The organism is Paenibacillus sp. sptzw28, assembly GCF_019550795.1.
In the GTDB taxonomy this organism is placed as follows: domain Bacteria; phylum Bacillota; class Bacilli; order Paenibacillales; family Paenibacillaceae; genus Paenibacillus_Z.
This window is the reverse complement of record NZ_CP080545.1, coordinates 2,649,417-2,664,928: the sequence shown is the minus strand read 5'-3', so window position 1 is coordinate 2,664,928 and position 15,512 is coordinate 2,649,417. Positions and strand designations below refer to the sequence as shown.

Here is a 15,512-nt window from a genome sequence, read left to right as displayed (position 1 = left end):
GGGTGTTCCGGTCAACGGCTGTTCATTATTTATTATTGGAAGCTGCGTACAACTCATTCATTTCCTTGATCAGATCGTCTCCGCCGGTCTTTCGCCAAACATCGATCGCCGACCGGAAGGCTGCCTCGTCGATTTGACCGACGACATATTTAATTCTAGCATCGTTGATTATATTATCAAGCTGCGCACCTTTTTGCGAATAAACGGTTGACAGGAGCGGTTCAGCCGGATTGGCGACTACGATCGCCTCATTAGCCTTCATAGCTTCCGTCTGCTTGACGCGAATCGGCGTCTGGACGACCTTGAGTCCATGGTCCTCCGGAATAAACGTGAGCATCTGGTTCAGACCTTCCACTTCGGATTCGAGCAGCGTAGGGTTCTTGACAGGCTCGATACCTCCTTCCACTTTCGTATAATGCTTGCCTTCGATACCATAGCCGGCCAGCGTCTGCAGCTCCGGTTCGCTCATCTGATCGATGAATGTCAATATGCGGCGCAGCTCATCCTCCGTCTTGACGGAGGTTTTGGAAATCGCAAGCATTCCGGCATAACCGCTGGTTGGCCGGGCACGAAGGCCTTTGGGCCCTTCCAGCGAATTCACGACGTCCGTGTACATCTTATTCGGCTCATCATTACCCGTCTGCTTGAGCGCCGCTTGAATTTTGTCATTAATCCGGGCCGCGTTATCAAGCACATCCACGATTGCGCCAGACTGGCCGTTTACGATCGGATCAGTCCATTTCGCAGAATCCATGACTGCAAAATCGGCGTTGATCAGCTTCTCGTCATACAGCTTCTTCATAAACTTAAGCGCTTCGAAATATTCCGGTGTCAGGAAGGCCGGCATCAGCTTGCCGCTCGCGTCCTCGCCCCACCCGGTCGGCGCGCCGAACCAAGTGGAAATAATATCGAAGCCGCTTGCCCAGCCGCCCGTCCATTTGACGAGCGTCATTCCATACGTATCCTTCTTTCCGTCCTTGTCAGGGTCATCGTTCGTAAACGCTTTCAGCATGTTGTAGAAATCGTCGATCGTCTTCGGCTCCTGAAGGCCCAAATTCTCAAGCCAATCCTTTCGGTAAACGAGGCCGTTGCGGCCGAGCGCCCGTCCCCGGTAAATGCCGTACACCTTGCCGTCGATTGTCGTGTTATTGAGTATGATCGGATTCGCTTTGCTGAGATTCGGATAATCCTTCAAATACGGACCTACCTCCCAGAATGCTCCCGCTTTCACCGCATTGACGAAGCTTGGCGACTTGACATCGGGCACGTACATCACCGTAGGGAGCTTTCCCGAAGCGAGCGTTATATTAAATTTATCTCCGTAAGAGGAGTTCGGAACCCATTCCAAATGGAGGTTCGAGTTCGTTTTCTTCTCGATTTCCGCTGCGACGGGGCTGTCGTCCTTCGGATAATTTGTTTTGAATATAGGGAGCATGATGTCAATGTTGACCGGCCCTTCCTTAGCAGCCCCTCCCGCATTGCCTTCTTTATCCGTTCCGGTTTCGGATACGGCGGGCTTCGTTCCCTGATTATTGCCGCCGCTTTGCGGCGAGCATCCGGCGACCGACGTTAAGGCGAGCGCACCGGCCAACAGTATGTAAGTCCACCGCTTCGTCTGTTTCTGTGTACTGAGCACCATAATAAAACCTCCCTTAAAATGATGGAATTTGTATAATATACGACCGCACCGCCTTCTTGACTGCTCTCTTATCCCTCCTTCCAGGCGCTGCGAACAATAACCTACCCTTTGATCGAACCGATCATGACCCCCTTGGCAAAATGCTTCTGCAAGAAAGGGTAGACAAGCAGAATGGGCACGGTTCCCACAACGATAACAGCCATCTTGATCGATTGCTCCGGCGGCTGCACAAAGTTCGGATCCATCTCGTTCATGTTACCTGCCGCAGCTTGAGAGAGCAAGACGATCTGCCGAAGCATCACCTGCAAAGGCCATTTGGCCGGATCGTTAATATATAGCAGAGCCGAGAAGAAATTGTTCCAATGCCCTACCGCATAGAATAAAGCGAATGTCGCAAGCACCGGCTTCGACAGCGGCAGAACGATTCGCCAGAGCAGCCCGAGCTCCGTACAGCCGTCAATCCGGGCCGCTTCCTCCAGACCCGGAGGCAGTTCCTGGAAAAAATTTTTGACGATGATCAAGTTGAAGGCGCTGATCGCTCCGGGAAGGATGAGCGCCCAATAGGAATCGAGCAGTCCGAGCTCCCTCACCACCAGATAGGTTGGGATCATTCCCCCGCCGAACAGCATCGAGAATACGACCAGATTGAGGATCGTATTGCGGCCCATCAGGCTGCGCCTTGCAAGCGGGTAAGCCATTGTCACTGTGAAGAACAGGTTGACGATCGTACCGACGGTCGTTACATACATTGAGACACCAATGCTGCGTATAATCGTATCGGTCGAGAATATGAATGTGTACGCATTGATCGAGAATGTCTTCGGAATGAGGAAGAACGAGCGCTGTGTCAGTTCCACATCGGTCGCGAAGGATCCGGAAATGACGTACACGAACGGGATAATCGCGCAAACGGCAAACCCCGCAAGAAAGACGTAATTGAACATGTCGAACACCGTTCCCGAGACGCTTCGGTATCGTTTGCCCATCGATAATCTGCTCCCTTCTTCAATAAATGCCGGATTGACCAAACCTTTTGGCCAAATAGTTTGCCGAGAGTACGAGAATGACGCCCACTATAGCTTTGAACAGTCCTACGGCGGTGCTGTAGCTGAACGCTCCCTGCGTAATCCCCATTATATAGACATAAGTATCAAAGACCTCGGAGACTTCCCGGTTCAGCGCGTTTTGCATCAAATAAATTTGCTCAAAGCCGTTCTCCAGAATATCCCCCATCCGCAGGATGAGCAGAATGACGATCGTGCTTCGAACCGCCGGAAGCGTGATATGCCATAACTGCCTCCACCGCCTGGCGCCGTCGACGGTTGCCGCTTCATACTGCTCAACATCGACACCCGACAATGCGGCCAGGAAAATGATCGTGCCCCAGCCGGACTCCTTCCATATAGTCTGCAGAATAATCATCGGCCTGAACCATTCCGGACTGCCGAGGAAATTGATTTTCTGCCCGGTATATTGGAAGAGCAGCTCGTTAATCACTCCGCCCTCCGTTGTCAGAAACACATAGCTGATACTGGCCACAATAACCATCGAAATAAAATGCGGCACATAAATTAGCGTTTGGACGGTTCGTTTAAACAGAGCCAACCGGATTTCATTCAAAAGCAGAGCCAGTATGATCGGAGTGGGAAAGAAAAAGACCAGATTGTAAAAGGACAGCACCAGTGTGTTTCTGAGCAAATTGTAGAAATCGGGATTCTGGAAGAACACCTGAAAGTGTTCCAATCCGACCCATTCACTCTTCCAGAAGCCAGTAAACGGCTGGTAATTTTTGAAGGCAAGCAGAATGCCCCACATCGGGACATATTTGAATATGATAAAATACAAAATCCCCGGCATGAGCAGCAGATACATCCATTTATCCCGCTTCAGCCTCCCGAACGCGCTCGTCCGAAACACCTGCCGCTGCTCATTCGGAATCCGCGTTTTACTTCCCGTTGTCAGGTACCTCATAGCCCGTTCACCTCCGATTTGGATAACACCGCCCCCAAAGCGGTATAAACCAATTGTGGAGGAACCGCTATTTTCCATCAATCAGACATTTTTGAATGCACCTTAATGCGTGGCCCGCATGTTTTGCCGGATTTGCACTTTGTTGCAATCCGCGGGAAAAGTGCTCATGGCCATGCTTTCCTTCAAGCTCCAGACAACAAAAAAAAGCCCCAGCCGCCAGCTGAAGCTTAAAAAACATTACAAGGGCGATCCTCTGACTCGCCGAATAATATGGTCAGCTGTACGAATGGCCAGGGCGACCATCGTGAGCCGCGCCCGATTTCCATTTGCACATGAACGTTTCACCCTTCGGCTGAAGGCGCGGACTCCGCATAAATGTTACCAAGCTTCCGCATACTAGTTTACAGGAGGTGATAATCTTGCCTAATAATACCACATCCTCAAATGACAGCGGCAGCATGGGAGCGGCACCTAATAATACCGCACAAAGTACAGAAGGAACTGACCAGAATTCCGGTGAGGATTCGCCTCCTAAAACGCCCATATCGACGAAGCTCGAAGATAATAAACAGCGTCTTGAAGAGATTTTCCGCAACTGTACCGACATGACTTTTTTACCCTGGAAATTTGGTCCCGACATGTCGAGGCAGGCTATGTCTATTTATTTCGACACGATCATTCAGAGAAAGAAAGTCAATTATATGAAGTCCGTGCTCCAGGACCTTGTCACGCATGAGGTGGGACCGGGGACGGAAGTAACGACGGAGAGCCTCATCCAGTATTTCGAAGAGAGCGGGGTTTCGGAAGAGTCGGCAATAATGGTCTACGATTTCGAATCGGTCGTGGATAAGGTACTGAGTGGATATTTGGCTATATTCTACGACGGTTGGGACAAAGCGCTTGTTTTCGAAGCATCCGGAGTGGAAACGAGACAGATTAGTGAACCGACCAATGAAGTAGTGGTGCAAGGTCCAAGAGAGAGCACAGTAGAGAATTTAAAGAAAAACATTGGTCTTCTGCGCAATCGGCTGAAAAGCACGAAGTTTAAATTGGAAAAGACAAACGGCGGCGGCGAAACCAAAACGACTGTTGTTTACGGTTATCTGGAAGGCATCGTCGATGATGAGCTGTTGGCGGAGTTCAAACGCCGCATTACGAATGTGAAAGAAATAGAAGTGCTGGAGACATCTTATGTAGAAGAGATACTTCAGGATTCGATATACTCACCGTTTCCCCAGTTTCGTGTTACAGAGCGTCCGGATGTAGCGGTCGCCGCGCTGCTGGATGGAAAAATCGTTGTATTGGTGCAGGGAACCGGAACTATGCTCATTTGTCCGGGTTTGTTCGTAGAGCTTCTCCAGTCGAGCGAAGATTATTATCAGCGCACGGTATACTCCACGATGATACGTTGGCTTCGAATCGTAGCCTTTTTCCTTGCCTTGACGCTCCCCAGTATTTACATAGCGCTGACAACGTTTCATTCTGAAATGATCCCTACGGTATTACTTCTCACCATCCTGGATACTCGTGAAGGTATACCGTTTCCGGCATTTGTCGAAGCGCTGGTTATGGATTTCTTCTTCGAGCTGCTTCGGGAAGCCGGGATCAGGCTCCCGCGCCCCATCGGTTCAGCCGTGAGCATCGTAGGTGCTCTCGTTATAGGGGAAGCGGCGATCAATGCGGGACTCACTTCGCCGATTATGGTTATTATCGTGTCATTGACGGGAATTGCATCATTCGCAATCCCTCAATATAACATGGCGATCGCCCTGCGTATTCTGCGGTTTCCGCTGATGGCGTTATCGGCCGCACTGGGAGGTTTCGGACTTATGTTCGGACTATTGGCGATATTATGGCATATGTCGAACATGCGCTCGCTTGGCCAGCCATATCTGGCTCCGCTCCAGCCGCTGCGTCCTCTCCAGATTCTTGATGTTTTCGTTCGCATACCGCTGAAATATACAAATCGAACACTTCGCCGAGAACATAAATCCAAAACGACGCCACAACATTCCGAATGAAGAAGGAATGATATCCTGATGAAACGGCTTCAGCTGTCTCTCATTCTTCTGATTCTCTCGATAACGCAAACCGGCTGCTGGAACAGAGTGGAATTACCTGACAAAGGGTTCATTATGGGGGTCGCGATTGACCAACAGAGTCCCGGAACACTGAAGCTTAGTGTCCAATTGTATAGGCCTGGACAAAAGGCCGGCGGTCAGGGCGGTAAACAAGGGACATCCTTTGTCAACATAAATACCAGAAGCCAATCGGTATTTGATGCCGTCCGCGATATAACGCTGCATCTCGGACGAAAGGCGCAATGGAGTCATATGCGCGTCATCATTATCGATGATAAAACAGCAAAGAGGGAAAACCTGATTTCCCTGCTCGAATTTTTTTACCGTGATCATGAACCGCGCTTGAATACAAAGATACTGATCTCGGAAGGTGCTGCAAGCAAATTCCTGAACATTAAGCCTTTAATCGAACAAACGGTCACTCACCAGCTAAACAGAATGCAGGAAAGCGGAGAATATGTAACGGGAAAAGTCCCCAGCATTAACCTGCTTCAATTAGCTCACGCCCTCAAAAGCCAGGTTCCCAATATCGGCCTTCCTTTAGCATCCATAAAGAAGGACATCGTGATATTACCCGGCATGGCGATGATCAAAAAAGGCAAAATGATTGGAACGTTATCGGGTAAACAAACAGAAAATGTGCTTATGCTCTCGGGCGTGTACAAATCAGGGATCCTTCAAGTCCCCTGCGCGAAACGAGCCAAGGATGCCGAAAACTACGAATCCATCGAAATCCAATCGGTCTCGACCAAATTAAAACCGGAGCTGAAATCAGCGCCTCTTACAGTGAAAGCTTTCGTGAGGATTAGAGGTAATATTGGGGAATTAAAATGCACGAAGCTTGAGAAACGTGAGGATCTGGCGAAATTCGATAAGAAAGTCAGAAAACTGGTGGAAAAACAGCTTCAGGAGACGATTAAACTTACCCAGAAAGAAAAAATTGATTTGATCGGACTTGGAAATCAAATATACCGAAATGATCCAAAGTTATGGAAGGTCTGGAAGAAAGATTGGGACAAACGCTACTCGGAAGCCAAGTTTGAGATCAAGGTCGATATTATTATCGGCAATACATTGACCGTTGTTGGAAAACCGGTATCCGCCAAGTAGTCCATAAAGCAGCCCCGTTCTGTGAGGAGGAAAAACATGCTGGAGAAAATAATTGTTTTGCTAATCATGTACACCCTTGCCTTTTCCACGGATGTTAAGATATTAAGGGATGCTATGGTACGTGGAAAGAGGCTCTATTTCGGGATCATGTTCTTTACACTGTATCTGAGCGCCGATTATATCATGAAGGCCGAGCTGCCGGATTTACATTCGATTATCGATATTGTCTTCACCAAACCATCTAGGATGATCGTCGAATATTTGACTGTGAAGCCGACATGAAGGATCAGGAAACGGTCAGCATCACCCAAATGGGCACACTGTATTTTGCTTATGTAACCGGTTCAGCCTTGATTATCATACCCGGACCGCTTGTCACCATGGCATTGAACGCCGCATGGGTGTCGATTCTGATTTCGCTCTCCGTCGGCCTTCTACTGCTAAATATCATGTTTTACCTGCATCGTCTCCATCCAGGATTAACCTTTATCGGATACAGCAACAAGACGATCGGGCGATGGCCTACCGTTATTCTTGCCTGCTTGATTTTAACTATGGCGTTTCATATGGCTTCGGGCATTATTATCGACGTTTCCGCTTTTATGACCAGCATGATGCTGCCGGAAACGCCCGACTACGTGTTCATGGGGCTGCTTTACCTGCTTGTCGCATTTCTGATTCGCGGTGGTATCGAGTCCATGGCTCGCATGTTCAGCATGTTAGTTATAGTCGTAATGATCTTTTGGGCGTTGGTATTGCTTCTATTGCTTCCTCAGTACCATCCTGAATTTCTGCGTCCTGTGTTTCCAGAAGGCTTAAAGCCGGCTCTATTGGGAAGTTATCTGACGTTCGGCTTTCCATACGGAGAAGTGGTATTGTTCACGATGCTGCTGCCATTCGCCCGGGCCAAGCAGTCAAAGCCGCTCAAAAAGGCTCTCATCTGGGCGATGCTGGCAAACGGCGCCGTTCTGATCATTTCGACTCTGTGTACGATTATGGAGCTGGGTCCGATGGCCTCGGAAAAGAAGTACTCCATATTCGTGACCGCGCAAATGGTCGAGGTCGGCGATATTATTGAAAGGATCGAAGCCGTTGTCGGGATGGCCATGATTGCGGGTTCTCTTATGAAAGCAACGATTACGGTTTACATTATTCAACTGATCATTACGGAAGTGTTCAAGCTTCGCAACGATCGTTTACTTACAAATCCGCTTTGTGTAACTACCTTTTTACTGGCGCTAACCTTACCTGATTCGCTGCAGGAATGGGAGGAGATGGTTCTCGTCGTCCATCCGCTCTGGGTGGCCGGGGTTTATGTTCTCCCGCTTCTTATCGTGGCAGCAGCCGCGTTCTACAAAGATATGTTCACCGACCCCGATAAGGAAGCGGTTGCTTCCAAGAACATACCTGAAGGAGGCGGCGCATAACGGGAGCGCATATCCGGCTGTCATTAACGCGGAATGTTTGAAATATAAATAATTGTTCAAACAAACTGCGGCAAGCACAATTCGGATGAGGAGTGAATGCCTTGAGAATATGGATCGCTCACGAGAAGGAGACACTCCGAAGCATCGCGCTCAATTTACTCATACCCCCTCAGAACCTGGTCAGGCTCAATCCACACATCGAAGACCCCGATCAGGTCATCGCAGGTTCGCAAGTCATTCTGCCGGATTCAGTTGGATCCGACAGGATATTCAATCCATTCGTACAATTGAACAATACGATCCCGATATGCCCGACAGGGCCCAGCCCCATACTAACGAACTGGATCCCGCTTACGCCGATTGAACAAATGGCGAGGACCGAATACGACGTACTCATTGTAGGCTCCGGTGCAGGAGGGGGAGCGGTGCTGTGGAGATTGTGCGAGCAATGGAAGCGTGAGAGAAAACGGATTGGAATCATCGAGCGTGGAGGGCAGGTCCTGCAAATGCATGCACGGAACCTGCCGACCATGAATCAGGATCGTCTTACCGCCTACTTCAATTACATCTCCAGCCCGTTACCCGGAGCAATCCCGGAATATCCCGACGCAAGACAGGTATTTGCGCTCGGCGGGAGAACGCTGTTCTGGTATGCGTTCTCACCACGGATGCATGAATGGGATTTGGCAAAATGGCCTATTCCTCTACAGGAGTTGGAAAGCTATTACGGCGTAGCGGAGCTGGTTATGAACGTCACCCCTTCTTTCGCCGAGGGCTCTTCGTTTACTGAGATTCTGCTGGAGAGACTCTGGATGCGCGGCTACTCCAAAGCCTCGCCGCTTCCGGTCGCTGCCGATATTGAGCCCCACTCGTTCGGGCGGATTCATACCGACATGTTTACCAGTTCCATCTCTTTATTGGCCAGAGCGCTGAATGAGCGGCCGTTCGATTTGGCGGTGAACGCGCGTGCCGTTCAAATTCTGCACAGCCAAGGGAGAGTCGCCGGCGTCAAAGTGATGACTCCGGATAAACAGGCTTACAATTTGCGGGCAAAAACTGTTGTTGTATGTGCGAGTACTTTTGAAACACCCCGCCTTCTGCTCTCTTCCGGAATTCAAACCGGGGCTATCGGGCACTATCTGACGAATCAGACGTTTATTCAGGCGACGGGACGAATAAACACGAATCAGTTCCCTGTCCCGCTCGGGCCATTGAACATTATGATCCCGCAAACGCCAGTCAATCGCTACTCCGTCCTGCTTACGGGACCGGAAGCGTTTTATTGGTACCCGGTAGCCATGGAAAGGCCACCCGAGACGGAAACGGACGCCAACATGTATGGATACGGTAAAATTCAATCCCGTTATGAGAACCGGATCGAGCTTGATTATGCTAATATCGACGAATATGGCGTGCCCCAGATAAAGGTGCATTTCTCATTAAGCCCGGACGACTGGAGTGTGGTTCGGGAAATGGCGGACGGGATCCGTCGCTTAGCCGCGGACGCAGGTATTCGTTTGGCTTCACGGGACAATAGGCCGGCAATATGCCTTACTCCATTCGGCAATTTGCATCATGACGCAGGCACGTGCAGAATCGGGAACGACCCTTCCGTATCAGGCGCGGATCCTTATGGGCAAATCCATGGAATTTCCGGGTTGTTTGTGGCCGATAACAGCGCCCTGCCCGACACCGGCGCCGAAAATCAGACATTAACGACGATTGCCCTTGCCATAAGAACGGCGGACTACATTGCCCGTTGTAATGCGGCCATTCCCAATATAGTTTGATTTATATTAATATCATGAAGGATGTGTTTCGGCGGACACCCTACACCCCGATAAAGAATGTCAGTCTCAGAGTAATAGCGTTCCGGTTTATGTAGAAGCGCCCGCAAAAATAAAAAATCCAGCCCGAAGGCTGGAATCCGTTAATAAGTATGGTGCGGTCGAGAGGACTCGAACCTCCACGGCTGTTACACCACTAGAACCTGAATCTAGCGCGTCTGCCAATTCCGCCACGACCGCATATGCTATTGCTGTAGAAGGTTCCTTCCCGCAATCACGTTTCTTATCTTAGCATCGCGTCAATTTGTAGTCAATAATGACCGGTAAAGTTCTAATTTTCTAATAATATGTCCGAAGTATGAAGTTACTCAAAGAGATCGCCCAACACGTCGAACATCGTTTTCTTCTTCTTATACGGCCTGCCGTGTTTGTCGTACCCGCTGTTTCCGTGAGAATAATCGCCGGCGCGATATTCCCACTGTCTGTCGTCGCTGCCGACATGCCGCTCCACACGGTCATATCTGTCATCGCTGCCGACATGCCGCTCCATTCGGTTATACGTGTCATCGCTGCTGACATGCCGCTCCATACGGTCATATTGGGCCTGCATTTCGCGCATTCCCTGCATTAACTTGTCGAGTTCTCCCCGGTCCAACCACACTCCTTTACAAGAGGGGCAAACATCAATGAGCACGCCGTCCTTCTCCACTTCCCGCATACGGCTGTCTTCACATACCGGACATTTCAAAGTCATCATTCTCCTTTCGGGTTACGGCGTCAGCTTAACCGCACCTTATGCTATACGAATAATCGCACGGCCGGTTTCATGGAACCTTGGTTAACCGGGCTGCCCATTGCTGCCGCCGTCTTCCAGGATGTTGGTCCGGGGCTGTGAAGCCGGCTCATACACATACCTGCGGCTAAGCTTTACGACTCGTCGGTTAGGCCTGCGAATAACTACGCTTTCCTCATCCCAGGCAACGACGATACCGACGATATCGTTCGTTTCCATCGCGTCGCGCACAACACGCACTTGTATTCCTTCCACGCGGTAATCGTCCAATTGCTGCTCAGAAATCACGCTCGTCTCTTCCTCCTGCTCCAACAGCTATATACAAAAGACCTCAATGCTGCAGCCTGCACATTCATTGAGGTCTTTATGCCTGGTATATTTATTAGCTTACATGCTCTTTCGAATCATTTGTTTCATACCATTCGTCGAGTACGCGTGAAGACATAACACGGCTTGTAATGTACTCAGCCTGTTTCTGTGAAAATTGCGGCTTCCAGTCCATTTCAAGCTCCTCGGACAATTTGACGATTGTTAATAATTCTGACCAGGCAACATACCGTTTATACCAGAAAAATTGCGGATGCTCGATCATATAAGGATATAAGTCATCAAATTCCGTATGCTTGCAATCGAGCGCGCGCTCAAAATGAGTTTTAGCGTCTGACAATTTGCTTTGTAAAAAATCTGCCGATAGATTCCCCATGCTCTTGTGCCTCCTCTCGGTCACTATGAACATTATAAGTCAAAACAAGGTGCTCGAAAAGATGCTGATTGTGGAACATTTTGTTGATTGTGAAGATATCGACTGACACTGCGCAAGTGACGAAGTTAAAGAAAGCGAATCTGACCGCCTTCTAGCGATGCGATTTGTACGAGTGATTCGACGCGGATTCCCTGTTCGCGTATAGTCCTGGCACCGGCTTGAAACGATTTTTCCACAACGATGCCAAGCCCCGCAAGCTTCGCGCCTGAGCGTTCAATGATCTTAATAAGACCCCGGGCGGCGTCGCCGTTGGCAATGATATCGTCAATAAACAATACGGTATCATCCGGCGTCAAGAATTGACGGGATACCATAATGTCGGTTACAATCCCTTTCGTAAACGACGGTACACGCTCGGTCAACGCGTCCGGGTCGGCGATCAACGTTTTCTTGCGGCGCGCGAAGAGAAGCGGGACCCCCATGGACAAGGCGGTTGTGAATGCTACCGGAATACCGGACGATTCTACAGTTATAACCTTCGTTATGGCCTGCTCGGCGAACCGGCGTGCAAACTCCTTACCCATCTCTGACGTCAGCATCGGATCAACCTGATGATTCAACAAAGCATCAAGCTTCAGCACATCGTTGTTTATAACGGTAGCTTCGCGTAAAATGCGTTCTTTTAACAGTTCCATCGCTTTCCCTCCACCGAGTACCCTTTTCCGTTAACGTACCATAAGCGGGGCAGGCTTCGCAACCTGACCCAAAAAATGAAACGAAATTTAACTTAAACTGCAACTTTTTACCATCCTTTGCGTCTAATTGTATATTGGATGCCCAAGGGCCACTTTGGCATCACTCCGCAGGAGGTGTGTTTATGTCGCAATCTTACTCCAACAGCCGTCTGGCTGCCCGCTGGGCTGCCATCGCTTTGTTATCCGTTATTATAGCCGGTTGCCAGATTGAGGCCCATACTCCGTCTTCGGTAACCGTCAGCGGCAATTCACAGCCGGGACAAGCAGACAGCGATTCCGGCAACCGAGCCGAAAGTCCTCAGCAAACCTTCAATAACAACAAGAACACAGGTGACATTCCCGTCGTCAACGCAATTGCCAATGAAGAAAAAACCGGTATCGCAGACGCCAAAATGGAGTCTTCTCCGGGTAAAGCTTCCCAGAAAGAAGAAAAGAAATGGAACCCGGAGGCGCCAAAGCTTCACGGCATATCCATCGGCGACGCGCAATCGGGCCTTGCAGAGAAACTTGGGAAACCAATCGACAGCTACTCGTTCGAGGATGAAGATGAAACGCTGATCGTGAATGAGTACAGCGGATTTTCCGTGGGACTTGGGCAAAACAAGAAAGTGAAGTTCGTCGAGGTCTTCGATAGCGGCGCGATGACCGGCTTGAACGGATTGCGCGTAGGGCAAGATGTGAACTCAGCCGTCAAATTACTCGGAAAGCCGGATACCCATACCGCCAGCCTGCTCGCATACAATGCATCGGGAGCACTTCTCAAGCTTGATCTGGACCCCGATGATAATACAATTGTCTCGATAAAATTATTCTTGAATTCCGATCAGCCATAAAGCGACAAGAGCGCAAGCCAAGATGGGAAACGTAAATAGCAGCCCGTACTTCATATATTCACGCCATGTCATTGTTATTCCACCCCTGTACAGAAGCTGTAGCCATAGCAGCGTAGCAAGCGACCCGATCGGCGACAGTTTGGCTCCGACGGACGTTCCTAGAAGACTGGCAAACGGTAAATACGCCTGTCCGTGAATCTGCTCAATCGCAAGAGACGAGACGAGCACAGCAGGTAAATTATTGACTCCGGCAGCCAATAACGAGAATAATATTCCTGAACCGAGAATACCGGCAAGCTGACCATGCGACACCACCGATTCCAGAACGCGCGGAAACCAGTCGACCGCACCGTGAATGTACATACTGTAAACAATTAATTTCATCGAAAGCGCGAATACGATAATCAGCCAAGGAGCCCTGGCAGCGGTCTTGCGGAAATCCGTCTGTCCCGCCCAGGCGCTTGCCGCCCACTGAACGGCTGCCGATGCCAGCGCTATAGCGGAAACCGGAATATGCACTTTACTCGAGAATAAATATCCCGCCATCATCATCCCGATAATCATCCACGAAATCTTGAACAAACGGCGGTCTACGATTGCCGACGCCCCATCCGGAAATGTTTGTGGCGCTGCATCCCGCCTCTCCTCCGCACGAATTCTTCTTCCGAAAAACATGACCGTCACTGCTATGGTCGCCGCAATGGCGGTCATGCCGGGTATGAGCATGTGACGCGCGTACTCTCCGAATGAAATATGAAAGAATTCCGCCGTAATAATGTTTGTTAAATTGCTCATCATCAGCGGCGCGCTTGCCGTGTCCGCCATAAGCCCGATACCCAGAAGAAAAGCGATTTTCGCTGTACGGGAAAGCTGGAGCAGCGCCGTCACTTCCAGCACGATCGGAATCATAATAAGAATTGTACCATCGTTGTTAAAGAAAATGGTGGTACAGGCCGTTAACAATAAAAGTCCTATAAGAAGCCTCACCTGCTTGTGGTGGAACCGGTTAACTATATGCAGCGCCGCCCAGCGAAAAAAACCGTTACGGTCAAGCAGCGAGGTAAACAGCATAATGCCGATCAACGAGAAGGTGGCATTCCAAACGAAACCCCATATGTAAGCCGCGTCTTCAGGTGTGAGCAGCCGGGCGGCAAATAACAGTAAGGCACCGGCCAGAGCGGTAATCGCTTCGTGAATGCCTTTGGGCTTCCATACTATTAAAGCAAGCGACACCGAGAAAACGCCAAGCGTAATATAAATCGCCATGAGTTCGAATCAACCGCTTTCTGTCTATGTTGTCATGCCTGTCCATCTTCGCACATACCTTAGTACTATTAAGTGCGAACGAAAGGCAGGTTTGACGCCCTCATGAAAAGATTCGGTAAAGTTCTTCAAGTCGCATTTACTTATATGGGCACCGTCGTCGGGGCCGGTTTTGCGACAGGACAAGAGATTTTGCAGTTTTTCACCCGTTTCGGATACTGGGGGGCCCTCACCATTGTCCTGTCAACCGTACTGTTTGTTTGGCTCGGTGCGAAAATGATGCTCATCGCAAGCGATATTTCCGCCAAATCGTATGAAGATGTAAACAAAGCGCTGTTCGGTGAGCGCTTCGGTCGCTGGGTCAGCCATTTTATGATTATTGTCCTCTTCGGCGTGAATGCCGTTATGCTTGCCGGCGCGGGATCGATTTTCAACGAGAACTGGAACATATCGTATCAGTCGGGCCTATTGATTACACTGGTCGGCTGCTTCTTCCTGGTGCGTAAAGGGATGAGTGCGATATTGACCATCAATTCGATTGTCGTGCCGGTGATGCTTTTGTTCACGGTCATTATTATTATGGATACGATAAATACGCCGGGCTCAAACAGGTGGATGCTGCTCACAAGCGAATATTCCCCTTTCGCCGCCTGGGCATCGCCATTCCTGTACGCGGCCTTCAATCTGTCCATGTCGCAGGCCGTGCTTGTGCCTCTGGGAGCGGAAATCCGCGACCGCAAAATAATTGTCGCCGGAGCCTGGGTTGGCGGCATCGGAATCGGATTTATGCTTCTTGTCGGACATATCGCATTGTCGCTCTATATGCCGGGCATACAGCAATTTGCGATTCCAATGGGCGGCATCGCCCGAGAGCTTGGCCAAGGAGTTCAATTGATTTACGTTTTCCTAATTTTCTCCGAAATCTTCACGACGCTGGTCGCCGACATTTACGGCTTGACACTGCAGCTTCAGGAACGGTTGAAAGTGTCGCGGACGCTGATCACGCTCGCCGTGCTTGCGGTTTGTTACCTTGCCAGCCAAATCGGGTTTGGGCCGCTGTTGTCAACGCTGTACCCCCTGTTCGGACTGTTCAGTCTCGGCTGGCTTGTGCTTCTGATGCAAAAGAGGCCGCCGATCGGGCAGCAATAAA

General features: G+C 49.9%; 15 protein-coding genes and 1 tRNA gene. 7 read left to right on the top strand and 9 right to left on the bottom strand.

The window, feature by feature from the left end:
• Positions 1 to 25: 25 nt before the first annotated feature.
• The 3 genes from KZ483_RS11870 to KZ483_RS11860 all read right to left on the bottom strand — a co-directional run bounded on the left by KZ483_RS11870 (position 26) and on the right by KZ483_RS11860 (position 3,610).
• The gene (locus tag KZ483_RS11870; RefSeq protein ID WP_220352841.1) at positions 26 to 1,639 is read right to left on the bottom strand and encodes an extracellular solute-binding protein; all 1,614 of its coding nucleotides are present in this window, start codon (positions 1,637 to 1,639) and stop codon (positions 26 to 28) included.
• A 101-nt stretch (positions 1,640 to 1,740) separates the two neighbouring features.
• Complete coding sequence (locus tag KZ483_RS11865; RefSeq protein WP_220352840.1) at positions 1,741 to 2,625, bottom strand: carbohydrate ABC transporter permease; 885 nt, start codon at positions 2,623 to 2,625, stop codon at positions 1,741 to 1,743.
• 19 nt (positions 2,626 to 2,644) lie between these two features.
• Positions 2,645 to 3,610 carry an ABC transporter permease gene (locus KZ483_RS11860; protein WP_220352839.1) on the bottom strand — a complete coding sequence of 322 codons (966 nt, stop codon included), beginning with the start codon at positions 3,608 to 3,610 and terminating at the stop codon, positions 2,645 to 2,647.
• Positions 3,611 to 4,029: 419 nt separating this feature from the next.
• On the opposite strand from KZ483_RS11860, the gene KZ483_RS11855 reads away from it, so the two are divergent.
• The 5 genes from KZ483_RS11855 to KZ483_RS11835 all read left to right on the top strand — a co-directional run bounded on the left by KZ483_RS11855 (position 4,030) and on the right by KZ483_RS11835 (position 10,018).
• Positions 4,030 to 5,631 carry a spore germination protein gene (locus KZ483_RS11855; protein ID WP_258881662.1) on the top strand — a complete coding sequence of 534 codons (1,602 nt, stop codon included), beginning with the start codon at positions 4,030 to 4,032 and terminating at the stop codon, positions 5,629 to 5,631.
• A gap of 18 nt (positions 5,632 to 5,649) precedes the next feature.
• Positions 5,650 to 6,801 carry a Ger(x)C family spore germination protein gene (locus tag KZ483_RS11850; protein ID WP_220352838.1) on the top strand — a complete coding sequence of 384 codons (1,152 nt, stop codon included), beginning with the start codon at positions 5,650 to 5,652 and terminating at the stop codon, positions 6,799 to 6,801.
• 36 nt (positions 6,802 to 6,837) lie between these two features.
• Positions 6,838 to 7,083: a hypothetical protein gene (locus KZ483_RS11845; protein WP_220352837.1), complete on the top strand. Its 246-nt coding sequence runs from the start codon at positions 6,838 to 6,840 to the stop codon at positions 7,081 to 7,083.
• The gene (locus KZ483_RS11840) at positions 7,080 to 8,228 is read left to right on the top strand and encodes a GerAB/ArcD/ProY family transporter (RefSeq protein WP_220352836.1); all 1,149 of its coding nucleotides are present in this window, start codon (positions 7,080 to 7,082) and stop codon (positions 8,226 to 8,228) included. The genes KZ483_RS11845 and KZ483_RS11840 overlap by 4 nt, the downstream gene beginning before the upstream one ends.
• Before the next feature lie 101 nt (positions 8,229 to 8,329).
• Positions 8,330 to 10,018 carry a GMC oxidoreductase gene (locus KZ483_RS11835; RefSeq protein WP_397376170.1) on the top strand — a complete coding sequence of 563 codons (1,689 nt, stop codon included), beginning with the start codon at positions 8,330 to 8,332 and terminating at the stop codon, positions 10,016 to 10,018.
• A gap of 150 nt (positions 10,019 to 10,168) precedes the next feature.
• On the opposite strand, the gene KZ483_RS11830 is transcribed toward KZ483_RS11835, so the two are convergent.
• From KZ483_RS11830 to KZ483_RS11810, 5 genes are all read right to left on the bottom strand, one after another.
• Positions 10,169 to 10,255 (bottom strand) — tRNA-Leu (locus tag KZ483_RS11830).
• 124 nt (positions 10,256 to 10,379) lie between these two features.
• Entirely contained in the window at positions 10,380 to 10,763 is a 384-nt protein-coding gene (locus tag KZ483_RS11825) for a TFIIB-type zinc ribbon-containing protein (protein ID WP_220352834.1), read from the bottom strand.
• 90 nt (positions 10,764 to 10,853) lie between these two features.
• Positions 10,854 to 11,096, bottom strand: coding sequence for a hypothetical protein (locus KZ483_RS11820; RefSeq protein ID WP_220352833.1), 243 nt, complete (start codon positions 11,094 to 11,096; stop codon positions 10,854 to 10,856).
• A gap of 94 nt (positions 11,097 to 11,190) precedes the next feature.
• The gene (locus KZ483_RS11815) at positions 11,191 to 11,511 is read right to left on the bottom strand and encodes a hypothetical protein (RefSeq protein ID WP_220352832.1); all 321 of its coding nucleotides are present in this window, start codon (positions 11,509 to 11,511) and stop codon (positions 11,191 to 11,193) included.
• 125 nt (positions 11,512 to 11,636) lie between these two features.
• Positions 11,637 to 12,206 (bottom strand): xanthine phosphoribosyltransferase, encoded by a 570-nt coding sequence (locus tag KZ483_RS11810; protein WP_220352831.1) that lies wholly within the window; start codon positions 12,204 to 12,206, stop codon positions 11,637 to 11,639.
• A 182-nt stretch (positions 12,207 to 12,388) separates the two neighbouring features.
• On the opposite strand from KZ483_RS11810, the gene KZ483_RS11805 reads away from it, so the two are divergent.
• Positions 12,389 to 13,099, top strand: a complete 711-nt coding sequence (locus KZ483_RS11805) for a hypothetical protein (RefSeq protein WP_220352830.1) — start codon at positions 12,389 to 12,391, stop codon at positions 13,097 to 13,099.
• Here the strand turns inward: KZ483_RS11805 and KZ483_RS11800 are convergent.
• The gene (locus KZ483_RS11800; RefSeq protein ID WP_220352829.1) at positions 13,073 to 14,365 is read right to left on the bottom strand and encodes an ArsB/NhaD family transporter; all 1,293 of its coding nucleotides are present in this window, start codon (positions 14,363 to 14,365) and stop codon (positions 13,073 to 13,075) included. The two genes, KZ483_RS11805 and KZ483_RS11800, sit on opposite strands and share 27 nt — an antisense overlap.
• Positions 14,366 to 14,467: 102 nt before the next feature.
• Between KZ483_RS11800 and KZ483_RS11795 the strand changes: the two genes are divergently transcribed.
• Positions 14,468 to 15,511, top strand: coding sequence for a YkvI family membrane protein (locus tag KZ483_RS11795; protein ID WP_220352828.1), 1,044 nt, complete (start codon positions 14,468 to 14,470; stop codon positions 15,509 to 15,511).
• Position 15,512: the final 1 nt, after the last annotated feature.